Here is a 25,609-nt window from a genome sequence, read left to right on the forward strand (position 1 = left end):
GTGCGGGGGGGGGGGGGGGGGGGGGGGGGGGGGGGGGGGGGGGGGGGGGGGGGGGGGGGTCGGGGGGGGGGGGGGGGGGGGGGGGGGGGGGGCGCGCCCCCCGGGCCCCCCCCCCCCACGCCGGGAGCGGGGCACCGCGATGTCCTCGATCAGCGGACGGCCGAGGCGCTCCAGCGCGGGCAGCGCGAGACGGCGGGCGGCGAGCAGGACTTGCGCCTCCGCCGGGTCCGCCGTCGTCTCGACCGTCGTGGCCGGCGGGGCGAGCAGCCGGCAGACGGCCTCCGCCTCGATCGCCGCGCCCGCGCCGTCGCACTGCACCAGCAGCAGGGCCGCGCCGCGCTCCCGCAGCACCGGGTCGACGGCGCCCAGACCGGCTGCCCCCGGTCACCCCCATCCCCATGAGCGCGCCGGCCCGCCCAGGCGCCGACCCGGCGACCGTCACCGCCGCCTTCGACGCCGTACGGGATCTGTTGCGCTGAAGACGTCCGTGCCGGGCGTGAGAATGACCGCATGAAATGGATCTCGGGCGTGGCCGGCGGCCTGCTCCTGGTGCTGGTGTTCGCCAGCATCCTGCGCACCCTCGTCGTGCCCCGCGGGCTGTACTCCTCGATGGTGATCCGCTGGTGGCGCTCCCTGCGCTTCCTGCTGCGCCTCGCCGCCCCCGGCGGCGGCTACCGTGCCATCGACCGCGCGCAGACCTGGCTCGCCCCGCTCATGCTGATGGGCATGCTCGTGAGCTGGCTCGGCGGCGTCCTGATCGGCTTCGGACTGCTGCTGCACGCCATCTCCTCGCTGACCTGGACCCAGTCGATCCGGGAGGCGGGTTCCAGCCTGTTCACGCTCGGCTTCGCCAGCGGCGACCGGCTGCACCTGTCCGTGGTGGACTTCATCGCGGCCGCCACCGGACCGGTCGTGATCGCCCTCCAGATCGCGTACCTGCCCACCCTGTACGCCGCCTACAGCCGCCGCGAGCTGGAGGTGACCCTGCTCCAGTCGCGCGCGGGCGAACCCGCCTGGGGACCGGAGATCCTCGCCCGGCAGTGGCTGGTCGACACCGAGACCGCGCTGCCCGAGCTGTACCGCTCCTGGGAACGGCTCGCCTCCGACATCGGCGAGAGCCACTCCACGTACCCCGTCCTGCTCGCGTTCCGCTCACCGCGGCCCTACCGCAGCTGGATCGTCGCCCTCGTCGCCGTCATGGACGCGGCCGCCATGCAGCTCGCCCTCACCCCGAGCAGCGCCCCGCCCGAGGCCCGCCTGATGCTGCGCGCCGGATTCACCGCGCTGCGCGACATCGCCCGCTCCCTGCGTTTCCCGTACGACACCGACCCCGCACCCGACACCCCGATCCAGCTCACCCACCTGGAGTTCGACGCCGCCGTCGCGATGGTGGAGGCGGCCGGATTCCCCGCCGAGCGGACGGCCGAACAGGCGTGGCCGCACTTCCGCGGCTGGCGGGTCAACTACGAGACGATCGCCCATGAGTTGTGCCGCCGCGGCGACGCGGTCCCGGCGCTGTGGACCGGGCCGCGGGACTTCCCCTCGACACCGATCCCGCCCGCGCGCCCCGCGGACCGGCGCCCGGGCGAAGATCGTCCCGAACTGCCCCCGGCTGCCGCGTAGTTCTGGCCGCCGAGTGGGGAAGATCCCCCGGGTACGGTTCGATGCGCAGGGATGGGGGTTCCCTTGAAAGTCGTCCTGCTGGGTACGGCCGCCGGTGGCGGCTTCCCACAGTGGAACTGCGCGTGCGCGCTCTGCGCGTCCGCCCGCGACGGAAAGCTGCCCGCGCGGACCCAGGAGTCCGTCGCCCTGAGCGGCAACTCCCGCGACTGGTGGCTGCTCAACGCCTCGCCCGACATCCGTACGCAGCTGACCACCACCCCCGCGCTCGCACCCGGACCGGGGCCACGGGACACACCCGTACGGGGCGTGCTCCTGACCGACGCGGAGGCCGACCATGTCGCCGGGCTGACCGTGCTGCGCGGCGGCGCCGGACTCAAGGTCTACGCCGCACCGCCCGTCCTCGCCACCCTGGCCCCACTGCGTGACCTGCTCGACCGCTACGCCCCCTGGGAGTGGGCGGACAGCCTGACCGAGGGCGGGTTCGTGCTGTCCGGCGGTCTGGTCGTCACCGCGCACCCTGTCGGTCCCAAGGCCCCGAAGTACGTCGCCGGCCCCGCCGTGGACGACCGCTGGGTGACCGCGTACCGGATCGAGGACCTGGCGGGCGGCGGAGTGCTTCTGTACGCGCCCTGTCTGGGCGCCTGGACCCCGGAGCTGGACGACCTGCTCGCCTCGGCGGACTGCGCACTGCTCGACGGCACGTTCTACGCGGCCGACGAGATGGGCACGGCCGTGCGCTCGCGGGGCGGGCGGCAGGCCGCGATGGGGCACCTTCCGGTGGCGGGCGCGCGCGGCAGCCTCGCGGCCCTCGCCCACCACCCCGGCCCCCGGCGGATCTACACCCACCTCAACAACACGAACCCGCTGCTCGACCCGGACTCGGACGCCCGTGCGCGGGTGAGCGCGGCGGGGGTCGAAGTGCTGCCGGACGGGGCGGAGCTCGTGGTGTAGAGCGTTCGTGGTGTGGAGGACCCGGGGTGTGGAGGGGCGTGGTGTGGAGGGGCGACGCTAGGCGTTCAGCATGCGCGCCAGTACGGCGCGTTGCAGGGGGCGTACCTCGGTGTGCAGGTCGCGTCCCTTGCGGGTGAGCGCGACCCACACGCCGCGCCGGTCCTCCAGACAGACGGTGCGTTCCACCAGGCCGTCCTTCTCCAGCCGCCCGATCAGGCGGGACAGGGCGCTCTGGCTCAGATGGACACGATCGGCGATGTTCTGCACCCGGCAGTGCTCGCCCTCGTGCGCGAGCTCGCTCGAGACGAGGATGTCCAGCACCTCGAAGTCGCTGGCCCCGAGACCGTGCGGGTGCAGCGCACGGTCGATCTCGCACATCGTGCGCGCGTGCACCGACAGGATGTCCCGCCACCGGTCCTCGAGCGGGGCCTCGCTCGCCGTGTTCACTGCCATATGTGCACGGTAACAGAGGTCCGGGGTTTTATTGAGTGTGCAACTAGTGCGGTTGCAACAACCCGGCGGGGCTACTCGCCGGAGCCGTCCTGGAGGAGCCCCACGAGGTTCCCGTCCGTGTCCTTGACCGAGGCGATCAGCCTGCCGCCGCCCACGTCCTGGACGTCCTGGAGCGTCTCGGCCCCGGCTTCCAGCAGGCGGGCCAGCGTCGCCCGGATGTCGTCGACGTGCCAGTACGGGACCGGTCCGGTCATGCCCTTGGCGTGACCGTTGGGGTCGAGGCCGACGTCCTGCCCGGAGTCCTTGAATCCGACGTAGTACGCGGTGTCCGCATAGGGCTCCGTTCCGAGCAGCGCGCCGAACAGGGCCTTCGCCCGCGCGAGGTCCTTGACGGGATAGATGATGGTCTTCAGCCCTGCGGTCATGGTGACTCCTCCGTGGTGTGTTCCGGTGCTTTCACGGTAGGGCGGGGGAGTGCCTGGAGGCTTCTCGAATCCTGACCGGTCCCGGCCCCTAGGGCCTGTCCGGCGGATCATGCCGCAGACGCGGGGTCCGGCACGCCCCTCTGCACGGGTGCGGCTCAGGTCGAGTCGCGTCGTACCAGTTCCGTCGGCAGGATCACCGCCGCCGGGTCGTCGCCCCCTATCTGCGCGAGCAGCACCCGCACCATCTCGTTGCTGATGCGGTCCCAGGGCTGGCGGATGGTGGTGAGGGCGGGGGTGACCGCGGTGGCGGCGGGGGAGTCGTCGAAGCCGCCGACGGCGACGTCCTCGGGGACCCGGCGGCCGGCCTTGTGCAGCGCGGCCAGCACACCCTGGGCCATCAGGTCGGAGGCGACGAACACCGCGTCCATGTCCGGAGCGCGGTCGAGGAGCTGCTCGGCGCCCGCCTCACCGCTGGCCCGGCTGTAGTCGCCGGAGGCGACGAGGCGGTCGTCGGCCTCGATGCCCGCCTCGGCGAGCACCTCCCGGTAGCCCGCGAGCCGCTCGACACCGCCGGGGGTGTCGAGCGGACCCGTGACCATGCCGATGCGGCGACGGCCCAGGGAGACCAGGTGCTTGACCATGTCCCGGGCGCCGTCGCGGTCGTCCGCGGCGACGTAACTCACCTTGGAGCCGAGTCCGATGGGCTTGCCGCAGGCGACCAGCGGCACGCCCGCCTCACGCAGCTGCTCGGCGACCGGGTCGCCCGAGTGGCTGGAGACCAGCAGCACTCCGTCGACGTGGCCCGCGGTGATGTACCGCGTGATGCGCCGCCGTTCGTCCTCGGTGCCCGCGAGCATCAGCAGGAGGGGAATGTCGTGCCCGGCCAGCGCCTGGGTGCAGCCACGCAGCAGGACGTTGAAGTTCGGGTCCTCGAAGAACCTCTCCTGAGGTTCGGTGAGCAGGAAGCCGATGGAGTCGGAGCGGCCGGTGATCAGCGAGCGGGCGTGCCGGTTCACGACGTAGCCCGTTCTGCGGATGGCGGCGTTGACCGCCTCCTGTGCCGCCGGGCTCACGTAGTGCCCACCGTTGAGCACCCGCGATACCGTGCCCCGGGACACGCCGGCCTCGCGCGCGACGTCATGGATCGTCGGCGGTCTGCGCCTGCCCCCCGCGTTGGTCATGGTCACGACTTTACGGCTCCCGAGAGCAGATCGAGGCTCCAGAATCGCTGGATGACCAGGAAGAGAGCGATGAGCGGAATGATCGCGAGCAGTGCGCCGGTGATCACCAGCGTGTACAGCGCCGGGGTGTTGGAGCCCTGTTCGAGCAGCGTGAAGAGCCCCAGCGTGATCGGGAACTTCTCGTCGTCGCTGAGCATGATGTACGGCAGCAGGAAGTTGTTCCACACGGCGACGAACTGGAAGAGGAACACCGTCACCAGTCCGGGCACCATCATCGGCAGCGCGATCCGGGTGAAGATCCGCCACTCGCTGGCCCCGTCCATCCGTCCGGCCTCGACCACGTCACCGGGCACGGCCGCGGAGGAGTAGATCCGGGCGAGGTAGACGCCGTACGGGGAGAGGACGAGGGGCAGCAGCACGGACGCGTACGAGTCCGTGAGGTCCGCCTTGGCCAGCAGCAGGTACTGCGGGATCGCCAGGATCACCGGCGGCATGAGCACGCCCGCCAGCAGGACGCTGAAGACGGTCTCGCGGCCCCGGAAGCGGTAGATCGCGAGCGCGTAGCCGCTGAGCGCCGAGACGGCCGTCGACAGGAGGGCGCCGAGGCCCGCGTAGAGGGCGGAGTTGCCCATCCACTTCCAGTAGATCCCGTCGCGGTAGGCGTTGAGGTCCTTGACGTTCTGTGTGAAGCCGGAGCCCGGCAGGAACGTGAAGGTCGAGAACAGCTCACGGCCCGACTTGGTGGCCGCGATCAACACCCACGCGACGGGCAGCAGACAGTAGAGCGCGCCGAGCAGCAGCGTCAGGGTGGGGACGAAGGCGATACGACGGCGCAGCGGCGGGCCCTGGGCGGTGCCGGGGGTGGTACCCGCGGCCGGTGCGGCCTTGCGTACGGCAAGAGAACTCATCGTGCTTCCTCCTGCTTGTTACGGGAGTTCGCGGCCCGCAGGAAGCCGAAGGACAGGACGAGGGTGACGACGGCGATGATGGCCGCCTCCGCGGCGGCCGAGTAGATGTCGCCCTTGCCGAAGGCGTCCTGGTACACCTTCATGAGCGGACTCCAGGTCGTGGAGACGGAGTTGGTGAGGGGTTTGAGGGTGGTCGGCTCGCTGAACACCTGGAGTGTGGCGATGATCGAGAAGAAGAAGGTGAGCACCAGCGAGGGCGCCACCATCGGGATCTTGATCTTCAGCGCGATCTGCAGGGGCGTGGCGCCGTCCAGCTTCGCCGCCTCGTACACCTCGGCCGGGATGGCCTGCAGCGAGGTGTAGATGACGATCATGTTGAAGCCGGTGCCGCCCCAGACCGCGATGTTGGACAGCGCGAGATACAGCGGGCCGCCGTCCAGCAGGTTCGGCTGCGGCATCCCCAGTTTGTCGAGGACGAAGTAGAAGGGGCTGACGTCCGGGAGGTACAGGAAGCCCCACAGCAGCGCGGCGACGACGCCGGGAATGGCGTACGGCAGGAAGATCGCGAGCCGGGTGAAGGGGGCCAGGCGCACCTTGTCCGTGTCGAGCATCAGCGCGAACAGCAGCGCGAGGCCGAGCATCACCGGGATCACGATGGCGCCGTAGCCCACCACGCGCACCGCGCCGCTCAGCAGCTCGGAGTCGGAGAGGGCGTCCTTGTAGTTCTCCAGCCCCGCCCAGACTTCCTTGCGGGCGCCCGAGCCCAGGCCCAGGCCCTTGACCTGCACCTTGTGCAGGCTCAGCCAGAGCGCGTAGCCGATGGGCAGCGCGAAGAAGAGGGCGAAGAGGATCGTCGCGGGGAGGAGGAAAGCGTACGGGGCCCCCTTGACCCCGTACGACTTCCGACGTGCCGTCGTCACTGAGCGACCCCGAAGCCCTGCTTCTTGAGGTCGGCGACCGTGTCGTCCTGCATCTTCTTCAGAGCGGCGGTGAAGTCCGACTTGTCCTTGGCGGCGGCGCCGAACGCGTCCTTGAAGGTCGTGTAGGCGACGTTCACGTTCGGGCCCCAGGCGGAGGGCGCGGTGGTCTTGGCGATCTCCGCGGCCTTCGTGTAGAAGTCCGGCTGGTTGGAGAAGAACGCCGGCGGCTGGGAGAAGGCGTCACTGGTCTGCGCGGTGGTGGCGGCCGGGTAGATGCCACCCTCCTTCGCCAGCGCGGCCACCGCCTGCGGGTCCGTGTTCAGCCAGGTGGCGAACTTCGCGGCGGCCGCCTTGTGCTGCGAGTCCGTGGTGACGGCTGTCGAGGAGCCGCCCCAGCTGCCGGTGACGTCCGTGCTGTTGTCCCACTGCGGCAGCGGGGCCATCGCCCACTTGCCCTTGGTGTCGGGGGCCGCGGTGGTGAGGGTGCCCGGCGCCCAGACCGCGCTGACCCAGGCGATCTGCTTGCCGGTGTCCAGCGCCTTGTTCCAGGACGGCGTGTACATCGGCTGGTTGTCGATCGCGCCCTCCTTGACGAGACCGCCCCAGAAGTTGGCGACCTTCTCCGACGCCGAGTCGTCGATGCCGACCTTCCACTTGTCGCCCGAGGCGGTCCACCACTTGGCGCCCGCCTGCTGGGCGAGACCGGCGAAGAGGCCGGAGTCGTTGGCGGAGAAGGTGGTCAGGTCCTTGTCCGGGGCCTTCTTCTTCAGCGCGCGGGCGGTCTCGGCGAACTGCGCCCAGGTCGTGGGAACCGTCAGGCCGTACTTCTTGAAGAGGTCCTGGCGGTAGTAGAACATCATCGGGCCGATGTCCTGCGGGATCGCGTACACCGAGTCCGAGCCCAGCGTCGTCTGCTGCCAGACCCCGTCGGCGAACTTGCTCTTCGCGTCCTTCGACTCGCCCGCTATGTCGGCGAGCGCGTCATTGCTGACCAGGGTCGGCAGCGCCTGGTACTCGGCCTGGACCAGGTCCGGGGCCTTCTTCGCCTTGTGCGCGGTGAGGATCTTGGTGACCAGCGTGTCGCCCGACGCCTGCTTCTTCACCGTGACCGTGATCTTCTGCTGCTTGCCCGGCCCCTTGTTCCAGAGGTCGGCCACCTTGTCCATGCCCGGAGTCCAGGACCAGTACGTCAGGGACGCCGGACCCGATTCGGACGAGCTCTTGTCGTCCGACGAGCCGCAGGCGGCGAGTGCGGTGCCGCCGAGCGTGACGGCGATGGAGGTGGCCACGAGGCGACGCAGCTTCGTGTTTGGCATGGATCTTTCTCCCCTGACCTGGGCCCCCGCCTGCTGCGGCGACCGTGCCATGCTTCTGTGAGCGTTCACAGTAGAGAAACATCCTGGACACTTGTCAATGGTTGTTGCTGTGCGGTTATGTTGGGCTCGCGCCGCTGATCGAGTGTGTGCACGTTCCCAAATGATCGATTAAACGGGAGAAGATCCATGCCGGAGACCACACCCAAGGGCCTCACCAGGCTCGCCTTCGGTGGGGACTACAACCCCGAGCAGTGGCCGGAAAGCGTCTGGCGCGAGGACGTCCGGCTGATGCGCGAGGCGGGTGTCACGATGGTGAGCGTCGGGATCTTCTCCTGGGCGCTGCTCGAACCCACCCGGGGGACTCACGACTTCGGCTGGCTGGACCGACTGCTCGACCTGCTGCACGAGAACGGCATCCGCGCCGACCTCGGCACCCCGACCGTCGCGCCGCCCGCCTGGTTCTACCGCGAGCACCCCGAGGCGCTGCCGGTGGCCGCCGACGGAACCCGCTACGAGTTCGGCTCGCGCGGCGCCATCTGCCACAGCAACAGCGACTACCGCGCCGTCGCGGCGAGCATCACCACCGCGCTCGCCACCCGGTACGCCGGCCACCCCGCACTCGCCCTGTGGCACGTCCACAACGAGTACGGCGTCCCCGTCTCCGCCTGCTACTGCGCGTCCTGCGCCGCCCACTTCCGGCGCTGGCTGGCCCGCACGTACGGGAGCGTGAACGCGGTCAACGAGGCCTGGGGCACCGCCTTCTGGGGCCAGCGCTACGCGGACTTCGAGCAGATCAACCCGCCGCGCGTGACCCCCACGGTCGGCAACCCGGCCCAGGCCCTGGACTACAAGCGTTTCGCCGACGAGACCATGCGCGAGAACTTCGTCGCCGAGCGGGACATCCTGCACCGCCTCGCCCCCGGCATCCCGGTCACCACGAACTTCATGACCGCCCTCAGCCAGTGCGACTCCGTCGACTACTGGGCCTGGGGCCGCGAGGTCGACCTCGTCACCAACGACCACTACCTGATCACCGACGGCCGCCGCACCCACGTCAACCTCGCGATGGCCGCCGACCTCACCCGCTCCGTCGCGGGCGGCGCGCCCTGGCTGCTGCTCGAACACTCCACGTCCGGCGTCAACTGGCAGCCCCGCAACCCCGCGAAGTCCCCGGGCCAGATGGCCCGCAACTCCCTCGCGCACGTGGCGCGCGGCTCCGAGGGCGCCATGTTCTTCCAGTGGCGGCAGTCCCGGCGCGGCGCCGAGAAGTTCCACTCGGCGATGCTGCCGCACGCCGGCACCGACTCCCGGGTCTGGCGCGAGGTCGTCGAACTCGGCGCGTCCATCGAGTCGCTGACCTCGGTCAAGGGCAGCCGCACCGTCGCCGACGCCGCCGTGCTGTGGGACTGGCACTCCTGGTGGGCGCAGACCCTCGACTGGCGCCCCAGCGAGGACCACGACCCGCGCGAGCGCGCCGACGCGTTCTACGAGGCGCTCTACGACCGTCACCTCACGGTCGACTTCGCCCACCCGGAAGCCGATTTGTCGGCCTATCCCCTTGTCGTCGTCCCCGCCCTCTACCTGATGACCGAGGCCGCCGGGAACAACCTCAGGGAGTACGTCGGACACGGCGGCACCCTCGTCGTCTCGTACTTCTCCGGCATCGTCGACGAGCACGACGCCGTGCACGAGGGCGCCTACCCCGGTGCGCTGCGGGACGTGCTCGGCCTGACCGTCGAGGAGTTCTCGCCGCTCCTGAAGGACGACCGGGTCCGGATCACTGGCCCCGACGGCTCCGAGCTCACCGGCGACGTCTGGACCGAGTTCGTGGTGCCGCGCGGCGCCGAGACCGTGTGGACGTACGCCGACGGACTCACCGCGGGTCACCCGGCCGTCACCCGCCACCGCCTCGGCGCGGGCTCCGCCTGGTACGTCTCCACCCGCCTCGGCGCGCAGGGCCTGGACGCCCTCATCGGCTGGGCGTCCGACGACGCGCGGATCGCGCCGCGCGCCGACCTGCCCCGCGACGTCGAAGTGGTGCGCCGCAGCGGTGAGTCGGGCACCTTCCTGTTCGCGATCAACCACACCTCGTCGGATGCCAAGGTGCCCCTGGACGCGGCCGGCACCGAGCTGCTGACGGGCGAACGCGCCGCGGGCCGCCTCGCGCTGCCCGCGGGGGCCGTCCGGGTCGTACGACTCGACGGCTGAGCCGACGGCCGTCCGGGCCTCAGGACCCGGCGGCCGAGCCGAACTCCCCTCCGCCCGTGAGTGCCACGAGAGCCGCGGGCGGAGGGGTCGCCCCCCAGAGCCACTCCGGGGGCACCCCCATTCCCATCACGTCGAAGGGACGACGGACGAAGATGTTCCATCCCAGACGCACACTCAGGACCCTGCTGCTGCCGCTCGCGGCCGGGCTGGCCCTCACCGCCCTGCCCGCGCAGACGGCACGGGCGGCGAGCACCCTCACCAACGCCGGATTCGAGGCCGACGGCGCCGGCACGGCCACGCCCGCCGGCTGGTCGGAGTACGGCGACACCGGCGCCTCCTACGTGGAGGCCGGGGGCCACAGCGGTGGTTACCGCCTCACGCAGTACTCCTCCGCCGCCTACAAGGTGGAGACGTACCAGTACCTCTCCGGACTGACCAACGGGAACTACCGGCTCACCGCCTGGGTGCGCTCGGGCGGCGGCCAGAACTCCGCCTACCTCGCGCTGAAGAACTGCGGCGGCACCGAGCAGCGCACCGACCTGCCGGTCTCCAGCAGCGGATGGATACACCTCGTCGTCCCCGTCGCGGTGACCGGCAACCAGTGCACGATCAGCATCAACTCCGATGCCAACGCGGGCAACTGGATCAACGTCGACGACCTGACGTTCACCTCCGGCAGCGCCACCGGGCTGTCCGTCAAGGGCTCCGACATCTCCTCCCTCGCCAAGAGCGAGGCCCTCGGCGGCGTCTACAGGACCAGCTCCGGCACCACCGGTGACGCGCTCGCCATCCTGAAGTCCGCCGGTATGAACTACGCGCGCCTGAAGGTCTGGGTGAACCCCGCCGACGGCTACAACAACAAGACGCGCGTCCTGGCGATGGCCAAGCGCATCAAGGCGCAGGGCATGAAGCTCCTGGTCGACTTCCACTACTCGGACACCTGGGCCGACCCCGGCGCCCAGACCAAGCCGGCCGCCTGGGCGGGTCACTCCTACAGCCAGTTGAAGACGGACGTCTACAACCACACGTACGACGTCCTCAACGCGCTGAAGGCACAGGGCACCACCGCCGACATGGTCCAGGTCGGCAACGAGATCAACGGCGGCATGCTGTGGTCCGAGGGTTCCACCGACAACTGGTCGCAGCTCGCCGGGCTCCTCAACTCCGGCTACGACGCCGTCAAGGCCGTCAGCTCGTCGACGACCGTCGCGCTGCACCTCGCCAAGGGCGGCGACCTGTCCGGCACCCGCTGGTGGTTCGACAACGCGGTCTCCAACGGCGTGAAGTTCGACGCCATCGGCCTGTCCTACTACGGCTACTGGCACGGCCCGCTCTCCGACTTCCAGACGACCCTGGACGACGCGGCCGCGCGCTACGGCAAGCCGGTGTTCCTGGCCGAGACGGCCTACCCCTTCCGTCTCGACAGCGACGACTCGCTCGTCAACCAGATCGACACGACCGGTGAGCTGGTCTCCGGCTACCCGGCCACCACCGCCGGACAGTCCGCGTGGCTACGGGACGTGATGAACGTCGTGGAGGCCGTCCCGAACGGCCGCGGCCTCGGTGTCTTCTACTGGGAGGCCACCTGGACCGCCGTCACGGGCAACGGCTGGGACCCGACCGACGCCACGTCCGGCAACGGGTGGGAGAACCAGGCGCTGTTCGGCTTCGACGACAAGGCGCTGCCCGCCATGTCGCAGTTCGGCCACCGCTGATCAGCCACCGCCGATGACATGAGGGCCCGGCCGCCGAGGCAGCCGGGCCCTTGTGGTGTGCCTGGGACTTCCGGGCCGCGCGAAGGCCCCGAAGTCCCGTGCGAGCCACCCGGGCCGCGGGACAGTGGTGACACAGCGCCACCATCACGAAGGCAGGGGGGACGAGATGCTGAGGGTTCCCGCCGGCGGTCGGGGGAGGGGAAGCGCGGGAGGGGTGGCGGGGGGCCGCGCGACCCGGTCGGGTGTGCGAGGGCGGTGGGGTCGGCGTTACCCTGTTCAGCGGCCGCGATCATGTGTCGCGGCGCGGCGGTGGGGCCCGCCGTACCCGAACCGCGGCGCTGATGCCGCCAACGGTCCCTACTTGCGATGAGGTGTGCCCGGGGGCCCGGGCCCGGCGAGTAGGAGAAGTGCCTCATGACAGTCCCGCATCCCGAGCGCGTCGACGCGCCGACAGCCGCCGCACGGCCGGCCCCGCGCCCCGCGTCCCCCTGGCACGGCCAGGCCCCGGTCGTGGCGATGGTCTCGCTCGGCGGAGCCATCGGCGCCACCGCCCGGTACGGGGCCGCGCGGCTGTGGCCCGTGGAGACGGGCGGGTTCCCCTGGACCACGTTCTGGGTCAACGTCATCGGCTGCGCGGTGATCGGCGTCTTCATGGTCGTCATCACGGACGTGTGGGCGGCCCACCGACTCGTGCGGCCCTTCTTCGGCACCGGTGTGCTGGGCGGGTTCACCACCTTTTCGACGTACGCCGTGGACATCCAGAAACTGGTCGACTCGGGCCACCCCGGAACCGGCCTCGCCTATCTCGTCGCGACTGTGTGCGCGGCGCTCACGGCGGTGTGGCTCGCGGTGACCGCGACCCGCCGCGCCCTGGTACGGAGGCAGCGATGACACGGCTGACGGGCAGCGCCCTACGGGTGACGATCTTCATCGGCGAGAACGACGTCTGGCACCACAAGCCGCTGTACACGGAGATCGTGCACCGCGCCCACGCGGCGGGCCTGGCCGGCGCGAGCGTCTTCCGCGGTGTCGAGGGCTTCGGCGCCTCCTCACTGATCCACACCTCACGGCTGTTGTCACTGAGCGAGGACCTGCCGGTGGCGATCGTCATCGTGGACACTGAGGACCGCCTCCGTGCCTTCCTGCCCCAGCTCGACGAACTCGTCGGGGAGGGGCTGGTGATCCTCGACGACTGCGAGGTCATCAGGTACGCGGGCCGAGACGCCGAATCCGGCAAAACGGGCAAGAAAGGTAAGAGGTAGTTGTGAACTGGCTGCTGGTGATCGTCGGCGGAATGGTCGGTGCGCCCCTGCGCCATCTGACCGACCGTGCGGTGCAGACCAGGCATGACACCGTCTTCCCCTGGGGCACCTTCGCGGTCAATGTCGTCGGCTGTCTGATCCTCGGCCTGCTGACCGGCGCGGTCGCCGCGGGGGCCGCGGGTTCCCGCCTTCAGCTGTTCCTCGGGACCGGCCTGTGCGGGGCGCTGACCACGTACTCGACGTTCTCGTACGAGACACTACGGCTGACCGAGACCGGCGCGGGGTTCTACGCTGCGGCCAACGTGCTCGTGAGCGTCACGGCCGGGCTCGGCGCGGCGTTCGCGGGTGTCTCGTTCGCCCAGGCGTTGTGGGCGTAGGCACCGGACGTCACTCGCGCATAGTAAGACTGTCTACAGCACTGTCGACCAACCCTCCTCACCACCAGCCCCTCTGACCCAGAACTGGATCCCATGAGCGTCATCAACGTCGGTCAGGCCGTCGTCCTCGGAGTCGTCGAGGGAGTGACCGAGTTCCTCCCCGTCTCCTCCACCGGCCACCTCAAGATCACCGAGGGGCTGATGAACATCCCGGTCGACGACAAGGCCGTCGTCGGGTTCTCAGCGGTCATCCAGGTCGGCGCGATCGCCGCCGTACTGGTGTACTTCTTCAAGGACATCGTGCGGATCGTCTCGGCGTGGGGCCGGGGGCTGCGCAATCCCGAGGAGCGGCAGCACCACGACTACAAGTTCGCGTGGTGGGTCATCTACGCCACCATCCCGATCGTGATCGTGGGCCTCGCCGCCAAGCCGCTCATCGACGGGGCGCTCGGCTCCCTGTGGGTGGTCGCGGGCTCGCTGATCGTCGGCAGCGGTGTGATGTGGGCGGCGGACCAGATGGGCCGGCACAAGCGCGGTGAGGACGACACGTCCTTCAAGGACGCGATGCTGGTCGGCTGTTCGCAGATCCTCGCACTGCTCTTCCCGGGCTTCTCGCGCTCCGGCGCCACGATGTCCACCGCGCTCATCCTCGACCTGGACCGGGTCGCCGCCACCCGGCTCTCCTTCTTCCTCGGCATCCCCGCCCTCACCGGCGCCGGTCTGTACGAGCTGAAGGACGCCCTGGGTACGGGGGTGGGCGCCGCGCCGCTCGCGGTCGGCACGATCGTCTCCTTCGTCGTCGCCTACGGGTCGATCGCCTGGCTGCTGAAGTTCGTCGCCAAGCACTCCTTCAACGCCTTCGTGATCTACCGGATCGTGATCGGCCTGGCGCTGTTCGGGCTGCTGGCGAGCGGGACCCTCGCCGGCTGATCGCGGAAACAGCAGCTCACAGGGGGTGCGAAGCCGGTTTACAGGCTTCGCACCCCCTGAATTTTTCTTTTCACTCCCCTTGACAGCTCCCTCTTGTCACCCGCAGGATCACCCCCGTGAACCTGTCAGACAGCCAGACAGGTGGATCGGTGCCGCGGCGCGTCAGCGCCATGGAAGCGGTGCTCACCCACCTTCGCAGCGCCATCGAGCGCGGCGAATACGCCATCGGTGACAAACTCCCCTCCGAGGCCGAGCTGTGCCGCCGCCTGGAGGTCAGCCGGCCGGTGCTCCGCGAGGCGCTGCGGGCCCTGCAGGTGATGGGCCTGACCGTGTCCCGTACGGGCAAGGGCACCTTCGTGGTCGCCAACACGGTCGAGGACCCCACCTTCGGCGACTACGCGGCGAGCGACCTGCTCGAGGTGCGCCGCCACGTCGAGATCCCGGTCGCCGGTTACGCGGCGGTGCGCCGCACCCCGGAGAACCTCGACCACCTGGCCCATCTGCTGGACCGGATGGAGCGGGAGACCGACACCACGGCATGGGTCGCGATGGACACGATCTTCCACATCGCGGTCGCCGAGGCCTCCCAGAACCCGGTCTTCCGCAGGGTGATCGAAGAGATCCGGGACGCGCTGGCCCGCCAGTCCGCCTTCCTCAACGAGCTCGGCGGGCGGCGCGAACAGTCCAACCGCGAGCACCGGGCGATCGTCGAAGCGCTGATCGACGGCAGTGAACACGACGCGGTGGAGGCGATGTCCCATCACCTCGACCGCGTGGAGACCACCCTCACCGACATCGTGCGCCCCGCGCGCATGGACATCCCCACGGAAGGCGGACCCGAGGCGTGAGCGAGCAGTCCCTCAAAGGCGAGGCCACATCGGCCGGCAAACCGGCCGCGCACGTCGACGCCGGAGACGCGGGTTACAGCAAGTCGCTGAAGTCCCGGCATGTCAACATGATCGCCATCGGCGGTGCCATCGGCACCGGTCTCTTCCTCGGCGCGGGCGGCCGGCTCGCCGACGCCGGCCCCTCCCTCTTCGTCGCGTACGCGGTGTGCGGCGTCTTCGCCTTCCTCGTCGTGCGCGCGCTCGGCGAACTCGTGCTGTACCGGCCGTCCTCCGGCGCCTTCGTGTCGTACGCCCGGGAGTTCCTGGGGGAGAAGGGCGCGTACGTCGCCGGCTGGATGTACTTCCTGAACTGGGCCACCACCGGGATCGCCGACATCACCGCCGTGGCCGTCTACACCCACTACTGGGGCATGTTCTCCGACATCCCCCAGTGGGTGATCGCGCTCATCGCGCTCGCCGTCGTCCTCACGGTGAACTTGATATCCGTACGCATGTTCGGCGAACTGGAGTTCTGGTTCGCGATCATCAAGGTGAGCGCGCTCGTCGTCTTCATGCTCATCGGCATCTTCCTGCTGGTCACCCAGCACCCGGTCGACGGCACCACCCCCGGCCCGTCCCTGATCACCGACAACGGCGGAATCTTCCCCAACGGCCTGCTGCCGATGCTGCTGATCATCCAGGGCGTCGTGTTCGCCTACGCCTCCGTCGAGCTGGTCGGTGTCGCGGCGGGCGAGACGGAGAACCCCGAGAAGATCATGCCGAAGGCGATCAACTCGATCATGTGGCGTGTCGGCCTGTTCTACGTCGGCTCGGTCGTCCTGCTCTCGATGCTGCTGCCCTGGAACAAGTACAGCGCGGGCCAGAGCCCCTTCGTGACCGTCCTGTCGAACATCGGCATCCCGGCGGCGGGCGGCGTGATGAACCTGGTCGTGCTCACCGCGGCCATGTCGTCCCTGAACTCCGGCCTCTACTCCACCGGCCGCATCCTGCGCTCCATGGCGATGTCGGGCTCCGCGCCCAGGTTCACCGGCGTGATGAGCCGCAGCCAGGTCCCGTACGGCGGTATCCTGCTCACCAGCGGGATTTGCGTCCTCGGTGTCGGCCTCAACTTCGTGGTCCCCGCCGACGCCTTCGAGATCGTCCTGAACTTCGCCGCCATCGGCATCCTCGCCACCTGGGGCATGATCATGCTCTGTCATGTGCTGTTCTGGCGGAAGACCCAGCGCGGCGAACTGACCAGGCCGAGCTACCGCCTGCCCGGCTCCCCGTGGACCGAGATCGTGACGATCGGCTTCCTCGTCTCCGTCCTCGTCCTGATGTACGCCGACGGGGGAGCGGGGCGCACCACCGTGCTGTGTCTGCCGCTGATCGCCGTGGCGCTCGTCGCCGGGTGGTACGGGGTGCGCCGCCGGGTCTCCGGCATCCGTGACGGAGTGGACGCGTGAGCACGACCATGACGTACGCCGCTTCGATCGCCGCCGCCCCGGTGATCCGCGAACCCCTGCACGCTCCCGTCGCCCAGCTCGTCCGCGGCGGAGTCGTCGAAGGCGTCCACTACGGCTCGGTGGTCGTGCTGGCCGCCGATGGCAGTGTGGACCTCCAGATCGGGGACATCGAGGCCGCGTTCTACCCGCGCTCGGCGCTCAAGCCCGTCCAGGCGGTGGCGATGCTGCGGGCGGGACTGCCGCTGGACGGCGAGCTGCTCTCGCTGGCCGCGGCCAGTCACTCCGGCGAGGAACGGCACCTCGCCGGGACTCGGCGGATCCTGGAACTGGCCGGCGTCACCGAGGACGACCTGCGCAACGTGCCCGATGTGCCGTACGACCCGGTCGTGCGGGACGCCTGGATCCGCGAGGGGCGGCTGCCGTCCCGGCTCGCGCAGAACTGCTCCGGCAAGCACGCCGCCATGCTGATGACCGCCCGGCTCAACGGCTGGTCCCTCGACGACTACCTCGACCCGGGCCACCCCCTCCAGCAGGCCATCGCGGAGATCGTCGAGGACCTCACCGGGCAGGCGATCGCCCAGGTCACCGTCGACGGTTGCGGCGCGCCCCTCTTCTCCGTCTCGCTGCACGGGCTCGCCCGCGCCGCCGCCCGGATCACCACCGCACCGGCCGGCACCCCCGAGGCGCGGGTCGCCGACGCGATGCGTGAGCACGCCGAGATGGCGTCCGGCTCCGGCCGCGATGTCGCGGCGCTGATGCGGGCCGTGCCGGGGCTGCTCACGAAGGACGGCTTCGAAGGCGTCCAGATGGCCGCGCTGCCGGACGGCCGGGCCGTCGCCGTGAAGATCGCCGACGGTGCGAACCGGGCGCGGGGGCCGGTGGCCGCGGCGGCGCTGGCGCGCGCGGGGGTCGCCCCGGCGTTGCTTGCGGAGTTCGGCTCCGTGCCGGTGCTCGGGGGCGGTGCCGTTGTGGGCGGGCTTCGCCCCGCCCGGGTGCTTGATCCGCTCTCGGGCTGAGCGGCGTGTGACCTGGTCGTGGGGGTGCATCGCCGGGTGCGGGTTCGTCGTGGCTGGTCGCGCAGTTCCTCGCGCCCCTTGGGTTCGTGCGCCTCAGGCCCGGATCAGGGGCTGGCCTCCGCTGTCCGGCCGGGCGTGTCCCCGAAGTCTCTGTCTCCTGCCCCGCCCCTACGCCTCACCCAACCCACCCTCACCCCTCCGAAAGAGGACCGCTCAGTCATGACCGTCGCCGCAGCGCACCGCAGTGAACACGATCTGCTCGGGGACCGTGACGTCCCGGCCGAGGCGTACTGGGGCATCCACTCCCTGCGCGCCACCGAGAACTTCCCCATCACGGGAACGTCGATCTCCGCCTACCCGCATCTGATCGAGGCCCTGGCCGCCGTCAAGGAGGCCGCCGCCCGTGCCAACGAGGAACTCGGCCTGCTCGAACCGGAGAAGGCCATGGCCATCGTCGCGGCCTGCCGGGAGATCCGCGCCGGCAAGCTGCACGACCAGTTCGTGGTCGACGTCATCCAGGGCGGCGCCGGCACCTCGACGAACATGAACGCCAACGAGGTCGTCGCCAACCGGGCGTTGGAGCTCCTCGGCCGCGCCAAGGGCGAGTATCAGTACCTGCACCCCAACGAGGACGTCAACCTCGGCCAGTCGACCAACGACGTCTACCCCACCGCCGTCAAGGTCGCCACCGTCTTCGCGGTGCGCGAGCTGCTCAAGGCGATGGCCGTGCTCCAGGACGCGTTCGCCGCCAAGGCATTCGAGTTCCGTGACGTACTGAAGATGGGGCGCACCCAGCTCCAGGACGCGGTGCCGATGACCCTCGGGCAGGAGTTCTCGGCGTACGCGGTGATGCTCGACGAGGACCGCAGCCGTCTCGCCGAGGCCGTCGAGCTGATCCACGAGATCAATCTCGGCGCCACGGCCATCGGCACCGGCCTCAACGCGCCCGCCGGATACGCCGAGTCCGCCCGCCGCCACCTCTCCGAGATCACCGGGCTGCCCCTGGTCACCGCCGCCAACCTGGTCGAGGCCACCCAGGACTGCGGCGCCTTCGTCCAGATGTCCGGCGTGCTCAAGCGGATCGCCGTGAAGCTCTCGAAGAGCTGCAACGACCTGCGGCTGCTGTCCTCCGGGCCGCGCGCGGGCCTCAACGAGATCAACCTGCCGCCGGTGCAGGCCGGTTCGAGCATCATGCCCGGCAAGGTCAACCCGGTGATCCCCGAGGTCGTCAACCAGGTCGCCTTCGAGGTGATCGGCAACGACGTCACCATCACGATGGCCGCGGAAGCGGGGCAGCTCCAGCTCAACGCCTTCGAGCCGATCATCCTGCACTCCCTGTCCGAGAGCATCACCCATCTGCGCACCGCCTGCCTGACCCTCGCCGAGCGCTGCGTCATGGGGATCACCGCCAACACGGAGGTGCTGCGCGCCGCGGTCGAGAACTCCATCGGCCTGGTGACCGCCCTGAACCCGCACATCGGGTACACGGCCGCCACCGACATCGCCAAGGAGGCCCTCGCCACCGGGCGCGGCGTCGCCGAACTCGTCCTGGAGAAGGGCCTGTTGCCCGCCGAGCGGCTGGCGGCGCTGCTGCGGCCCGAGGTGATCGCGGGCAGCGGCACCCCGCAGGCGGTGTGACCCGATGCGCACCCGGACCGGCCCGGCGGCACAATGGTGATCATGGCTGCTTCGTCGTATCCGTCGTCCCCGACCTTCCAGCCGGTCCTGGAGCGCATCGCGACCGAGATCGGGCAGACGCCCGGCCGCGGGCGGCCCGCCGACTACATCCCGGCGCTGGCCGCCTGCGACCCCCGGCGCTTCGGCATGGCCGTGGCCGAGCTCGACGGCACGGTGTACGGCGTGGGGGACTGGCGGCAGCCGTTCTCCACGCAGTCCATCACCAAGGTCTTCACGCTCGCCCTCGACCTCGCCCGTGAGGGCGACGAACTGTGGGAACACGTCGGCCATGAGCCCTCCGGCAACCCCTTCAACTCGCTGGTGCAGCTGGAGTACGAGAACGGCATCCCGCGCAATCCCTTCATCAACGCGGGTGCCCTGGTCGTCACCGACCGGCTCCAGACCCGTACCGGCGACGCGGCCGGCACCCTGCTGGCCTTCCTGCGTGCGGAGAGCGGCAACGCCGGCCTCACCTTCGACAAGGAGGTGGCCGCCTCCGAGGCCACCCGCGGCGACCGCAACGCGGCCCTCGCCCACTTCATGGCCTCGTACGGCAATATCGACAACCCGGTGCCGGTCCTCCTCGACCAGTACTTCCGCCAGTGCTCGATCGAGGCGTCCTGCGCCGACCTCGCCCTCGCCACGAGCTTCCTGGCCCGGCACGGCATCCGCGCCGACGGCTCCCGACTGCTCACCCAGAGCCAGGCCAAGCAGGTCAATGCGGTCATGCTGACGTGCGGCACGTACGACGCGGCGGGCGACTTCGCCTACCGCGTCGGCCTCCCCGGCAAGAGCGGCGTCGGCGGCGGCATCATCGCGGTGGTCCCCGGCCGCTGCACCCTGTGCGTGTGGAGCCCAGGTCTGGACGAGCGGGGCAACTCGGTGGCGGGCGTGGCGGCTCTGGACCGCTTCACGACACTGACGGGCGTGTCGGTGTTCTGAGTCCGTACGGGCGGGGTTCACCCCATCCCGGCTCGGTAGAGCGCCCCGTCAGGGGCGCGGGGCTGTGACAATATGCGGCTCCGCCGCGTGGGCGCGACAAGCCACAATGCACCCGCACCCGACGCAGCACCACGCGGAGGTAACTCTACGGACCCCGCCGGGAAGGCACGGCGTCGCCTTCCGGCCACCCGCCCTTGACACGCTTGCCAAGTGTTGGCCAAGGCTCCCCTCGATCTCCACCGCTGTCAGGCCCTGGGCCTGACCGGTACCGCCTTCCTCGCGCTCGGCGGTGAGACGGCCGGCGCCCTGCCCACGCGGGACTTCCTCGACCCCGGCTCCGCGCGTGCCGTACTCGGCGTGGTCGGGGTCTACTTCGGCGTCGTCCTGCTGATCGCCGCGTGGGTGCTGCTCGGCAAGGTCGTCCGCGGTCCCGAGCCGCCGACGCCGCGCGCACTGCTGCTGGTGCTCGCCGCGTGGGCGGCGCCGCTGCTGCTCGCGCCGCCGCTGTTCAGCAGGGACGTGTACAGCTACCTCGCGCAGGGCGCCATGGTCGACGCGCACATCGACGTGTACGCCAACGGGCCCGCGCAGCTCGGCGGGCCGCTCGCCGACGAGGTGGCACCGGTGTGGCAGCAGACCGCGACACCGTACGGCCCGGTCTTCCTCGCCGTCGCCTCCGCGCTGTCCGGCCTCACCCGCGGCGAGATACCGGCGGGGCTCCTCGGCATGCGGCTGGTCGCGCTGCTCGGCGTCGGCCTGATGGCGGCGGCGCTGCCCCGCCTCGCCCGGCACAGCGGTGCCGATCCGGCCGCCGCGCTGTGGCTCGGCGCGCTCAACCCGCTCGTGCTGCTGCACCTGGTGGCCGGTGCGCACAACGACGCCATCATGCTGGGACTGCTCGGCGTCGGCCTGGTCGCCGCGCGCGGCCGATGGCACCTGCTGGGCGTCGTCCTCATCACCCTCGCCGCACTGGTCAAGGCGCCGGCCGTGCTCGGCCTGCTGGCGGTGGTGGCGCTGCGCGGTCGTCGCGGAGTACTGCGCACGGTCCTGACCACGTCCGGGGTCGCGCTCGCCACCACGGCCGTGGTGACCGCCGTGGCGGGCACGGGGTACGGCTGGATCGCGGCCCTGAAGACCCCCGTCTCCCCGCACAACTGGTCGCCCACCAGCGTGCTCGGCGGCGCCACCGGCGCCCTGCTGAAGGATCTCGGCAGCGGCCTCGCCCCGCTGGCGATGCCCGTCTGGCACGCGACCGGGCTGGTGGTGACCGTCCTGGTCGTCCTGTTCATATGGCTGCGCCTGCGGCCGGGCCCCATCTACGCGCTGGGCCTGAGCCTGGGCGCGGTCGCCGTGTTCGGCCCCGCGATCCGGCCCTGGTACGCGCTGTGGGGCCTGTTCCTCATCGCCGCCGCGGCGCCCAACGGCTCGGTGCGGCACCGGGTCGCGGCGGCCAGTGCGGTACTCGCGCTCGCCGTACTGCCGAGCGGCGGCCCGCCGGACGTCGATCAGGTGGTGCTGGCCGTCTCCGGCGGTGCGCTCGCTCTCGTCGTGCTCTGGCAGGCCCATCAGGCCGCCCGGGCCGAGGAGTCGGCGCGGCCGCCGGTGCTGGGGCGCACGGCATGAGACATCTGGACACCGACGGCCGACGGCTGCTCGGCCTGCTCTCACTCGTTCTCGCGGTGGGCGTGTTCACCGCGACCGTGCCCCTGCTGCGCGACTGGTTCGATCTGCGCGTCTACTACGGCACCGTCGACGCCTGGGTCCACCACGACGGCCGGATCTACGACTACTGGGTGCCGGGAACCACGTACGGATTCACCTATCCGCCGTTCGCTGCCCTGACCATGCTGCCGATGGCGCTGATCGGGCTGCGCACGGCGATCGCCGTCTCCGTGGTGCTCAATCTCGCGGCGCTGGCGGTCGTGGTGTGGATCCTGGTCGGGCCCGCGCTGCGCCGCTACGGCTGGTACGGCTGCGCCCTCGCGGCCTGTCTGCTGGCCCTGCTCGAACCGGTCCGCGACACCTTCAGCTTCGGGCAGGTCAACCTCCTGCTGCTGGCCCTCGTCCTGAGCGACGCCTGGCTGCTGTCCAGCGGCCGGGGACGCCGGGCGGGCGTCGGCATCGGGCTGGCCGCCGCGATCAAGCTCACCCCCGCGCTCTTCATCGGCCTGCTGCTGCTCGGCCGCCGCTGGCGCGCCGCCGGGGTCGCGACAGCCGTCGCCGCGGCGGCCACCGGTCTTGCGGCCTGGGCGGCGCCGGACGCCTCGCGTTTCTACTGGTCCGAGGCGCTGTGGGACACCAACCGCATCGGACGTCTCGCCTATGTCTCCAACCAGTCGTTGCAGGGCGTCCTGGCCCGGCTCGCCGCACCGGGCGAACCGAGTCGGGCCGTGTGGGCGGCGGCCGCCCTGCTGATCCTGTGCGTGTGGGCGTGGCGGACCTCGTGGGCGCTGGCCGACGAGGACTGGACGGCCGCGTTCGCCCTCACCGGTCTCGCCGCCTGCCTCCTCAGCCCGATCACCTGGGTGCACCACCTCGTCTGGCTGCTGCCGTCCTTCGCCGTACTGCTGCACCGCCACCGTGCTCGGGCCGCGGCGGCCCTGTACGCGGTGCTGTGCAGCAGTGTGGTGTGGCTCTGGTTCGACGACTCCTCAGGCCTCGACGGATTCCTCGGCAGCAACACGTACACGTGGATCACGCTGGGGCTGCTGCTGTGGCTGCCGGCCGGTCAGTCGCGGGTGGCCCGCACGCCCTTGAGTCGCAGGGCGAGGGCCACGCCGCCCGCGCCCAGACCCGCGGCGCCCAGGATTCCGGCCGTCTCCGGCCAGCCGCCGTCGGGGCCGTCCGCGGACCCGGTCCTCGCCTGTACGGGCGAGGCGCCCGCCGCCGGGACGGACCGGGTGTCGGGGAGCGATCCGACGGGTTCGACGTGTCCGGCGGCCGCGAAGCCCCAGTCGAGCAGCGAGCGGGCCTCCTCGTACACCGTGGTGCCGCCGCCCGTCTGAGGGTTCATCACCGTGACGACGAGGGTGCGTCCGCCCCGGTGCGCGGCGGCGACGAGCGTGTTGCCCGCTTTGGTGGTGTAGCCGTTCTTGACGCCGATCAGGCCCGGATAGGGCGCCACCCCGTCGGCGCCGGTCAGCAGCCGGTTGGTGTTCTGGATCTGGTACGGGTAGCCGTCGCCGGGGAAGGTGGCCTCGGCGGTGGAGCAGTAGCGCGCGAACTCCGGGTTGCGCAGGCCGGCCCGTCCGAAGACCGCGAGGTCGTACGCCGACGAGACCTGGCCGGGGGTGTCGTAGCCGTCGGGCGACTCGACGTGGGTGTCGAGGGCGCCCAGCGAGCGGGCCTTGGCCTGCATCCGGACCGCCGTCCGGTGCCAGCCGCCGTTCATCGCGGCCAGTACGTGCACGGCGTCGTTGCCGGAGTTGAGGAAGACGCCGCGCCACAGGTCGGACACGCGGTAGGTGTGCCCCGCGGCCACGCCCACCAGGCTGCTGCCGTCGCCGATGCCCTCCAGTTCCTCCTCCTTGACGGTGTGCTGGATGCCGGCGGGCAGCGACGGGAGCACGGTGAGCGCGAAGAGGGTCTTGAGGGTGCTGGCGGGCGGCAGCTTGAGGTGCGCGTCGTGCGCGGCGAGCACCTCGCCGGTGCCCGAGTCGGCCACCACCCACGACAGCGCCGAGACGTCCGGCAGCGCGGGGGCGTCGGACCGTGTGCGTACCTGTGTCCCGGCCCGCTGGAGGTAGGGCGTCTGGGCGGCCATGGGTCTCGGCAGGCCCGTACCGAGGCGGGCGAGGGCCGGACCCGGCGCGAGGGCCAGTGCTCCGGCCACACAGAGGGCGGAGCAGGAGAAGGCGGTCAACGAGACGACCATCCGGGATGGGAATCCGATTGTCATACCGTCAACGTAGGAACGGAGTCGCCGTGCGCCGGGGTGCCAGGCCCGAGCGAGGGGATGCAGTACCCGGATGCCACACGCGGGAGAGGTTCGGGAGGTCCGGCGCGGCGGATTCGCGGTGGGGTCAGGCGGTGGGCAGGGTCGGCTGGACCTGACGCAGGAAGGTCGCGTTGTCCGGCGTGGCGCGCAGCCGCTCCAGCAGGGTTTCCAGCGCGGCCTGGGCGTCCCGGGTCTGCAGGGCGCGCCGCAGGCCGCGTACGGCTGTCAACTCGGCCCCGGGCAGGAGCAGTTCCTCGCGGCGGGTGCCGGAAGGGATGACGTCCACGGCCGGGAACACACGCCGTGAGGCGAGGGTCCGGTCGAGGCGGAGCTCCATGTTGCCGGTGCTCTTGAGCTCCTCGAAGAAGTAGTCGTCGGCGCGGGAGCCGGTCTCCACCAGGGCGGTGGCGAGGATGGTGAGCGAGCCGCCCTCCTCGGCGAGGCGCGCGGCGCCGAAGAACCGCTTGGGACCGTGCACCGCGGCGGCGTCGACGCCGCCGCTGAGGGTGCGGCCACCGGAGGCGGCCGCGTTGTTGTGCGCGCGGCACAGCCGGGTGAGCGAGTCCATCAGGATGACGACGTCCTCGCCCTGTTCGACGAGCCGCTTGGCGCGCTCGACGACGAGCTCGGCCAGGGCGATGTGCTGCTTCGGCGTCTTGTCGAAGGTCGAGGCGTAGACCTCGCCGCGGACGGAGCGCCGCATGTCGGTGACCTCTTCGGGCCGCTCGTCGAGGAGCAGCACGATCAGATGGCATTCGGGGTGGTTGCCCGCGACGGCGGCGGCGAGCTGCTGGAGCAGTACCGTCTTGCCGGTCTTGGGCGGGGCGACGATCAGACCGCGCTGGCCCTTTCCGACGGGGGAGACCAGATCGACGACGCGTCCGGCCATGCCGCTCGCAGGGTGCTCCAGGCGGAGCCGGTCGCGTGGGTGCAGCGGGGTGAGGTCGCCGAAGTGCGGGCGGCGCCGCAGCTCTTCGGGGGTGCGGCCGTTGATCCGCTCGACCTCGGCGAGGGCGCGGGGTCCGCTGCGTACGCCTTCGACGGTGTCGCCCTTGCGCAGGCCGTGACGGCGGATCAGCGCGGCGGAGACCTGGACGTCGGTCGGCGTGGGCAGGCAGCTCTCGGCGGCGCGCAGGTACCCCTGCCCGTTGTGCGCGATGTCGAGGACACCGGTGGCGTGGGCCGGGAGCTGCTTCTGTACGGGAGGGTGTTCGAGTGTGGTGGTCATGAGAGGGGGTCCTTTCGAGGACGGATTCATGAGGTCATGAAGAAGGGAGGGGATGTGCCGGAGGAGGCGGCGTGCTCACGCCTCGGTGCGGCGGGGAAGATCACCTGAAGGAGCTACGGGTGACCGTGCTCGGAAGGTGATGCGAAGAAGCTGGTCGCCCGGTCCGAAAAGCTACGGGCGTGTCAGCGAAAGAAGGAGACTCGGCACCGGCGCCCGAGACGGGGCGTACACAAGTGCTCACCGCAGA

General features: G+C 70.8%; 23 protein-coding genes and 1 pseudogene (1 of these 24 only partly in view). 15 read left to right on the forward strand and 9 right to left on the reverse strand.

From position 1 onward, the window contains the following. Positions 1–351, reverse strand: the 5' portion of a protein-coding gene (locus ACFZDJ_RS39285; protein ID WP_391066269.1) for an FAD-linked oxidase C-terminal domain-containing protein. It extends 144 nt beyond the left edge of the window; only the first 351 of its 495 coding nucleotides appear in the window; its start codon is at positions 349–351; its stop codon lies off the left edge, out of view. A gap of 159 nt (positions 352–510) precedes the next feature. On the opposite strand from ACFZDJ_RS39285, the gene ACFZDJ_RS39290 reads away from it, so the two are divergent. Then, positions 511–1,623 carry a hypothetical protein gene (locus ACFZDJ_RS39290; RefSeq protein WP_391066272.1) on the forward strand — a complete coding sequence of 371 codons (1,113 nt, stop codon included), beginning with the start codon at positions 511–513 and terminating at the stop codon, positions 1,621–1,623. A 51-nt stretch (positions 1,624–1,674) separates the two neighbouring features. After that, entirely contained in the window at positions 1,675–2,574 is a 900-nt protein-coding gene (pqqB, locus tag ACFZDJ_RS39295) for a pyrroloquinoline quinone biosynthesis protein PqqB (protein WP_390931615.1), read from the forward strand. 57 nt (positions 2,575–2,631) lie between these two features. Here pqqB and ACFZDJ_RS39300 read toward each other — a convergent pair whose 3' ends face one another. From ACFZDJ_RS39300 to ACFZDJ_RS39325, 6 genes are all read right to left on the reverse strand, one after another. Beyond that, entirely contained in the window at positions 2,632–3,027 is a 396-nt protein-coding gene (locus tag ACFZDJ_RS39300; protein ID WP_384913385.1) for a MarR family winged helix-turn-helix transcriptional regulator, read from the reverse strand. A gap of 71 nt (positions 3,028–3,098) precedes the next feature. Then, positions 3,099–3,452 carry a VOC family protein gene (locus ACFZDJ_RS39305; RefSeq protein WP_168506238.1) on the reverse strand — a complete coding sequence of 118 codons (354 nt, stop codon included), beginning with the start codon at positions 3,450–3,452 and terminating at the stop codon, positions 3,099–3,101. A gap of 155 nt (positions 3,453–3,607) precedes the next feature. Continuing rightward, the gene (locus ACFZDJ_RS39310) at positions 3,608–4,639 is read right to left on the reverse strand and encodes a LacI family DNA-binding transcriptional regulator (RefSeq protein WP_099924312.1); all 1,032 of its coding nucleotides are present in this window, start codon (positions 4,637–4,639) and stop codon (positions 3,608–3,610) included. After that, positions 4,636–5,541, reverse strand: coding sequence for an ABC transporter permease subunit (locus ACFZDJ_RS39315; RefSeq protein ID WP_390931617.1), 906 nt, complete (start codon positions 5,539–5,541; stop codon positions 4,636–4,638). Before ACFZDJ_RS39315 ends, ACFZDJ_RS39310 begins: the two co-directional genes overlap by 4 nt. Continuing rightward, positions 5,538–6,461, reverse strand: coding sequence for a carbohydrate ABC transporter permease (locus ACFZDJ_RS39320; RefSeq protein ID WP_168506231.1), 924 nt, complete (start codon positions 6,459–6,461; stop codon positions 5,538–5,540). Before ACFZDJ_RS39320 ends, ACFZDJ_RS39315 begins: the two co-directional genes overlap by 4 nt. Next, a complete protein-coding gene (locus ACFZDJ_RS39325; RefSeq protein WP_391066275.1) occupies positions 6,458–7,777 on the reverse strand; it encodes an extracellular solute-binding protein in 1,320 nt (439 codons plus the stop codon). Before ACFZDJ_RS39325 ends, ACFZDJ_RS39320 begins: the two co-directional genes overlap by 4 nt. Positions 7,778–7,963: 186 nt before the next feature. Here ACFZDJ_RS39325 and ACFZDJ_RS39330 point away from each other — a divergent pair, with 186 nt between their 5' ends. The 13 genes from ACFZDJ_RS39330 to ACFZDJ_RS39390 all read left to right on the forward strand — a co-directional run bounded on the left by ACFZDJ_RS39330 (position 7,964) and on the right by ACFZDJ_RS39390 (position 23,202). After that, positions 7,964–9,985 carry a beta-galactosidase gene (locus tag ACFZDJ_RS39330; protein WP_391066278.1) on the forward strand — a complete coding sequence of 674 codons (2,022 nt, stop codon included), beginning with the start codon at positions 7,964–7,966 and terminating at the stop codon, positions 9,983–9,985. Between the two features lie 152 nt (positions 9,986–10,137). Next, positions 10,138–11,700 carry a glycosyl hydrolase 53 family protein gene (locus tag ACFZDJ_RS39335; protein ID WP_391066281.1) on the forward strand — a complete coding sequence of 521 codons (1,563 nt, stop codon included), beginning with the start codon at positions 10,138–10,140 and terminating at the stop codon, positions 11,698–11,700. Between the two features lie 414 nt (positions 11,701–12,114). Further along, positions 12,115–12,591, forward strand: a complete 477-nt coding sequence (gene crcB / locus ACFZDJ_RS39340) for a fluoride efflux transporter CrcB (protein WP_390931624.1) — start codon at positions 12,115–12,117, stop codon at positions 12,589–12,591. Then, positions 12,588–12,962 carry a DUF190 domain-containing protein gene (locus ACFZDJ_RS39345; protein ID WP_384913359.1) on the forward strand — a complete coding sequence of 125 codons (375 nt, stop codon included), beginning with the start codon at positions 12,588–12,590 and terminating at the stop codon, positions 12,960–12,962. The genes crcB (ACFZDJ_RS39340) and ACFZDJ_RS39345 overlap by 4 nt, the downstream gene beginning before the upstream one ends. Positions 12,963–12,964: 2 nt before the next feature. Beyond that, positions 12,965–13,339 (forward strand): fluoride efflux transporter CrcB, encoded by a 375-nt coding sequence (gene crcB / locus ACFZDJ_RS39350; protein WP_390931626.1) that lies wholly within the window; start codon positions 12,965–12,967, stop codon positions 13,337–13,339. Between the two features lie 93 nt (positions 13,340–13,432). Next, positions 13,433–14,269, forward strand: a complete 837-nt coding sequence (locus ACFZDJ_RS39355) for an undecaprenyl-diphosphate phosphatase (RefSeq protein ID WP_097283436.1) — start codon at positions 13,433–13,435, stop codon at positions 14,267–14,269. Between the two features lie 116 nt (positions 14,270–14,385). Continuing rightward, the gene (locus ACFZDJ_RS39360) at positions 14,386–15,117 is read left to right on the forward strand and encodes a FadR/GntR family transcriptional regulator (RefSeq protein ID WP_384913355.1); all 732 of its coding nucleotides are present in this window, start codon (positions 14,386–14,388) and stop codon (positions 15,115–15,117) included. Further along, entirely contained in the window at positions 15,114–16,562 is a 1,449-nt protein-coding gene (locus ACFZDJ_RS39365) for an amino acid permease (protein ID WP_168506216.1), read from the forward strand. Before ACFZDJ_RS39360 ends, ACFZDJ_RS39365 begins: the two co-directional genes overlap by 4 nt. 8 nt (positions 16,563–16,570) lie before the next feature. Continuing rightward, the gene (locus tag ACFZDJ_RS39370; protein ID WP_391066486.1) at positions 16,571–17,578 is read left to right on the forward strand and encodes an asparaginase; all 1,008 of its coding nucleotides are present in this window, start codon (positions 16,571–16,573) and stop codon (positions 17,576–17,578) included. Positions 17,579–17,797: 219 nt separating this feature from the next. Then, positions 17,798–19,216 (forward strand): aspartate ammonia-lyase, encoded by a 1,419-nt coding sequence (aspA, locus tag ACFZDJ_RS39375; protein WP_390931628.1) that lies wholly within the window; start codon positions 17,798–17,800, stop codon positions 19,214–19,216. Between the two features lie 33 nt (positions 19,217–19,249). Continuing rightward, positions 19,250–20,197: a glutaminase gene (locus tag ACFZDJ_RS39380; protein WP_391066284.1), complete on the forward strand. Its 948-nt coding sequence runs from the start codon at positions 19,250–19,252 to the stop codon at positions 20,195–20,197. A 210-nt stretch (positions 20,198–20,407) separates the two neighbouring features. After that, positions 20,408–21,820, forward strand: a complete 1,413-nt coding sequence (gene mptB / locus ACFZDJ_RS39385) for a polyprenol phosphomannose-dependent alpha 1,6 mannosyltransferase MptB (RefSeq protein ID WP_391066287.1) — start codon at positions 20,408–20,410, stop codon at positions 21,818–21,820. Further along, positions 21,817–23,202: a glycosyltransferase 87 family protein gene (locus ACFZDJ_RS39390; protein ID WP_391066290.1), complete on the forward strand. Its 1,386-nt coding sequence runs from the start codon at positions 21,817–21,819 to the stop codon at positions 23,200–23,202. The genes mptB and ACFZDJ_RS39390 overlap by 4 nt, the downstream gene beginning before the upstream one ends. 56 nt (positions 23,203–23,258) lie before the next feature. Here ACFZDJ_RS39390 and ACFZDJ_RS39395 read toward each other — a convergent pair. Together ACFZDJ_RS39395 and rho are read right to left on the reverse strand one after the other, a co-directional pair. Continuing rightward, positions 23,259–24,095: pseudogene (locus tag ACFZDJ_RS39395) on the reverse strand (D-alanyl-D-alanine carboxypeptidase family protein); the annotation flags it as partial. A gap of 124 nt (positions 24,096–24,219) precedes the next feature. Continuing rightward, the gene (gene rho, locus ACFZDJ_RS39400; protein WP_390931636.1) at positions 24,220–25,362 is read right to left on the reverse strand and encodes a transcription termination factor Rho; all 1,143 of its coding nucleotides are present in this window, start codon (positions 25,360–25,362) and stop codon (positions 24,220–24,222) included. Positions 25,363–25,609: the final 247 nt, after the last annotated feature.

It is taken from the genome of Streptomyces sp. NPDC007896 (assembly GCF_042959425.1).
Taxonomy (GTDB): domain Bacteria; phylum Actinomycetota; class Actinomycetes; order Streptomycetales; family Streptomycetaceae; genus Streptomyces.

Bases quoted from the DNA above. Each gene is read 5' to 3' on its own strand.
- ACFZDJ_RS39290 (WP_391066272.1), top strand. From the start codon at position 511: ATGAAATGGATCTCGGGCGTGGCCGGCGGCCTGCTCCTGGTGCTGGTG.
- pqqB (WP_390931615.1), top strand. From the start codon at position 1,675: ATGGGGGTTCCCTTGAAAGTCGTCCTGCTGGGTACGGCCGCCGGTGGC.
- ACFZDJ_RS39300 (WP_384913385.1), bottom strand. From the start codon at position 3,027: ATGGCAGTGAACACGGCGAGCGAGGCCCCGCTCGAGGACCGGTGGCGG.
- ACFZDJ_RS39305 (WP_168506238.1), bottom strand. From the start codon at position 3,452: ATGACCGCAGGGCTGAAGACCATCATCTATCCCGTCAAGGACCTCGCG.
- ACFZDJ_RS39315 (WP_390931617.1), bottom strand. From the start codon at position 5,541: ATGAGTTCTCTTGCCGTACGCAAGGCCGCACCGGCCGCGGGTACCACC.
- ACFZDJ_RS39325 (WP_391066275.1), bottom strand. From the start codon at position 7,777: ATGCCAAACACGAAGCTGCGTCGCCTCGTGGCCACCTCCATCGCCGTC.
- ACFZDJ_RS39330 (WP_391066278.1), top strand. From the start codon at position 7,964: ATGCCGGAGACCACACCCAAGGGCCTCACCAGGCTCGCCTTCGGTGGG.
- ACFZDJ_RS39335 (WP_391066281.1), top strand. From the start codon at position 10,138: ATGTTCCATCCCAGACGCACACTCAGGACCCTGCTGCTGCCGCTCGCG.
- crcB (WP_390931624.1), top strand. From the start codon at position 12,115: ATGACAGTCCCGCATCCCGAGCGCGTCGACGCGCCGACAGCCGCCGCA.
- ACFZDJ_RS39345 (WP_384913359.1), top strand. From the start codon at position 12,588: ATGACACGGCTGACGGGCAGCGCCCTACGGGTGACGATCTTCATCGGC.
- ACFZDJ_RS39355 (WP_097283436.1), top strand. From the start codon at position 13,433: ATGAGCGTCATCAACGTCGGTCAGGCCGTCGTCCTCGGAGTCGTCGAG.
- ACFZDJ_RS39370 (WP_391066486.1), top strand. From the start codon at position 16,571: ATGACGTACGCCGCTTCGATCGCCGCCGCCCCGGTGATCCGCGAACCC.
- aspA (WP_390931628.1), top strand. From the start codon at position 17,798: ATGACCGTCGCCGCAGCGCACCGCAGTGAACACGATCTGCTCGGGGAC.
- ACFZDJ_RS39380 (WP_391066284.1), top strand. From the start codon at position 19,250: ATGGTGATCATGGCTGCTTCGTCGTATCCGTCGTCCCCGACCTTCCAG.
- ACFZDJ_RS39390 (WP_391066290.1), top strand. From the start codon at position 21,817: ATGAGACATCTGGACACCGACGGCCGACGGCTGCTCGGCCTGCTCTCA.
- rho (WP_390931636.1), bottom strand. From the start codon at position 25,362: ATGACCACCACACTCGAACACCCTCCCGTACAGAAGCAGCTCCCGGCC.